The 3,001-nt window shown below is 68.6% G+C and carries 2 protein-coding genes; one reads left to right on the top strand and one right to left on the bottom strand.

The window, feature by feature from the left end:
- Positions 1-1,152: NAD(P)-dependent malic enzyme (locus ACWF94_RS37675; protein WP_453499314.1), on the bottom strand; the 1,152-nt coding region annotated here is incomplete at its 3' end.
- A 532-nt stretch (positions 1,153-1,684) separates the two neighbouring features.
- On the opposite strand from ACWF94_RS37675, the gene ACWF94_RS37680 reads away from it, so the two are divergent.
- The gene (locus ACWF94_RS37680) at positions 1,685-2,653 is read left to right on the top strand and encodes an ABC transporter substrate-binding protein (protein ID WP_453499316.1); all 969 of its coding nucleotides are present in this window, start codon (positions 1,685-1,687) and stop codon (positions 2,651-2,653) included.
- Positions 2,654-3,001 lie beyond the last annotated feature (348 nt).

A 3,001-nucleotide genomic window follows, 5' to 3' on the forward strand; every position in this document is an offset into this window, starting at 1 on the left:
GGCGACCCGCTCGTCGAACGGCGAGGGGATGACACAGTCGGCCGACAGCGCGTCGCCGACCACATCGGCCAGCGCGTTCGCCGCGGCGATCTTCATACCCTCGGTGATCCGGGAGGCCCGCACCTGGAGCGCGCCCGCGAAGATCCCCGGGAAGGCCAGCACATTGTTGATCTGGTTGGGGAAGTCGCTGCGTCCCGTCGCCACCACGGCCGCGTACTTCCGCGCGACATCGGGGTGGACCTCGGGGTTCGGGTTGGCCATGGCGAAGACGTACGCGCCCGGGGCCATCGACGCGACGGCCGCCTCCGGGACGGTGCCGCCGGAGACTCCGATGAACACATCCGCACCGGCCAGGGCGCTCTCCAGTGAGCCGGTGAGCTGAGCCCTGTTGGTCAGCTCGGCCAGTTCGCGCTTCACCGGGTTCAGGTCCTCGCGGTCCCGGCTGACGATGCCCTTGCGGTCGGCCACCGACACATCGCCGAGCCCCGCCTCCAGCAGGAACTTCGCGATGGCCACCCCGGCCGCGCCCGCCCCCGAGATCACCGCGCGCAGCTCACCGAGGGTGCGCCCGGTCAGCTTGGTCGCGTTGCGCAGTGCGGCGAGGGTCACCACCGCCGTACCGTGCTGGTCGTCGTGGAAGACGGGGATGTCCAGCCGCTCCTGGAGCCTGCGCTCGATCTCGAAGCAGCGCGGTGCCGAGATGTCCTCCAGGTTGATCCCGCCGAAGGAGGGCGCGAGGCGCACCACGGTGTCGATGATCTCGTCCGTGTCCTTGGTGGCGAGCGCGATCGGGACCGCGTCCACCCCGCCGAACTGCTTGAAGAGGATCGCCTTCCCCTCCATCACCGGAAGGGACGCCTCCGGCCCGATGTCGCCGAGACCGAGCACCGCGGTCCCGTCCGTCACCACGGCGACGACCTGCGACTTCCAGGTGTAGTCATGGACGAGTTCGGGCTGCTCGGCGATCGCGCTGCACACCTTGGCGACGCCGGGTGTGTACGCGAGGGACAGGTCGTCCCTGTCCCGCACCGGCACGGTGGCCCGGACGGCCATCTTGCCGCCGCGGTGCAGCGCGAAAGCAGGATCGAAGGGCTCCTCGGGAGCACTCTCCGTACCGCTGTCGCTGCGAGGATTGACGATCTCCGCTGCCATGGGTTGACCCCTTAAGTCTTCATCAGTTGAGGGTTTCCACTCCTGGTTGAGGAGGGGTGGGCGGGCACCGTGTCCGTGCCCCGCGTCGGCGGTTGGCCCGCCCGGCAGGGGTGGTACGGACACGCGGGCGCGCCGCACACGCGCCCTGAGCCCCGGATGAGGGGTGTAAACGTCCTTCTTACCGGACCGGGGCCGCTCAGGACGAGTCCATATCCCGATACCGGGCAGACTCGTCGCCGGATGTCAGGACACGTCGGCTACGTGCCCTGCACACCGTCCACGTGCCGCCGTGGACCGCAGATCTTCCGGCCGGAAGAATGATTCCCCGTGAAAGGTCCGGTCGTGATGTACCGGCCCAGGAGGGGGCGGGGGTGTCCCGTTACCTGATTTTGACATGCCCGGCCGACTGAATGGGCTCGTCCGAATGGCAAGATGCCGAAAACACTCCAGGTCGTGACACTCGAAGACGAGTACACGAGCGGGATACAACCCAGGAAATGGCAGCTCACAGACACGCCGGAGGACTCCGACCATGACCGCAGGCTCCATGCGCAGTACGACCCCCGCGAAGTCCCGGATGCGCCTTACCTCCCGGTTCGCCGCGGTGGGCGTTATCGCGGTCGCCGGCTCCATGCTGCTGACCGCGTGCGGCGACCAGACCAGCAAGGACGAGGGCGGCGACACCAGCTCCGCGAGCGGTGCGCTCAAGGATCAGCTGCCCAAGGAGATCCAGGACAAGGGCGTCATCAAGGTCGGTTCGGACATCGCCTATCCGCCGGTTGAGTTCAAGGACGACTCGGGCAAGACAATCGGCCTGGACCCGGATATCGCCGAGGCCCTCGGCAAGCAGCTCGGGGTGAGGTTCGAGTTCGAGAACGGCACCTTCGACACGCTGATCACCGGGCTGCGCTCCAAGCGCTACGACATCGCCATGTCGGCCATGACGGACACCAAGGACCGCCAGAACGGCGTCGACTCCGAGACCAAGAAGAAGGTCGGCGAGGGCGTCGACTTCGTCGACTACTTCACCGCGGGTGTCTCCATCTACACCAAGAAGGGTGACGACCAGGGCATCAAGAACTGGTCCGACCTCTGCGGCAAGAAGGTCGTCGTCCAGCGCGGCACGGTCTCCGAGGACCTGGCCAAGGCCGAGAACGCCAAGTGCGGCGCCAAGAAGATCACCATCGAGGCGTTCGACAACGATCTGGAGGCCCAGACCCGGCTGCGGGGCGGCGGCGGCGACGCCGGTTCCTCCGACTTCCCGGTGGCCGCGTACGCGGTGAAGACCTCGGGCGGCGGCAACGACTTCCAGCTCGTCGGCGAGCAGGTCGACGCCGCCCCGTACGGAATCGCCGTCGCCAAGGGCAACACGGAACTGCGTGACGCCCTGAAGTCCGCTCTTGACGCGATCATCAAGAACGGTGAGTACAAGAAGATCGTTGACAAATGGGGCGTCTCCGAGGGCGCGGTGACCGAGGCCAAGGTCAACGGCGGTTCCTGACTCCCGCCGGGGACCGCGCGCCCGGGTGAACTGAAACCGTCGTACGCGTACGGATGGAACCGGAAGGCAGCGCCCCCGAACGTCCCGGACGCCCCCGAACACCCCGGATGTCCCGGATGTCCCGGACCGGGCGGCCGTCGGTCGTGCCGGGGCAGGCATGGACCGGTCCGCGGGCGGCCCGGACGCCGCCCGGACGCCGCCCGGACACGGACCCGGACACGGACCCGGACGTGATGGGCGCCGGTCGGCGTAAGGGGCCGGTCGGGCGGGCATCGGCCGGGCAGGGACCCGGCCGGGTGCGCGTCCGGCCCGTGTCCGGCCGGGTGCGCACCCCAGCAGGCCCTCGTC

Source organism: Streptomyces sp. NPDC055078 (genome assembly GCF_053607985.1).

Coding starts and splice junctions, on each gene's coding strand:
- ACWF94_RS37680 (WP_453499316.1), top strand. CDS start 1,685: ATGACCGCAGGCTCCATGCGCAGTACGACCCCCGCGAAGTCCCGGATG.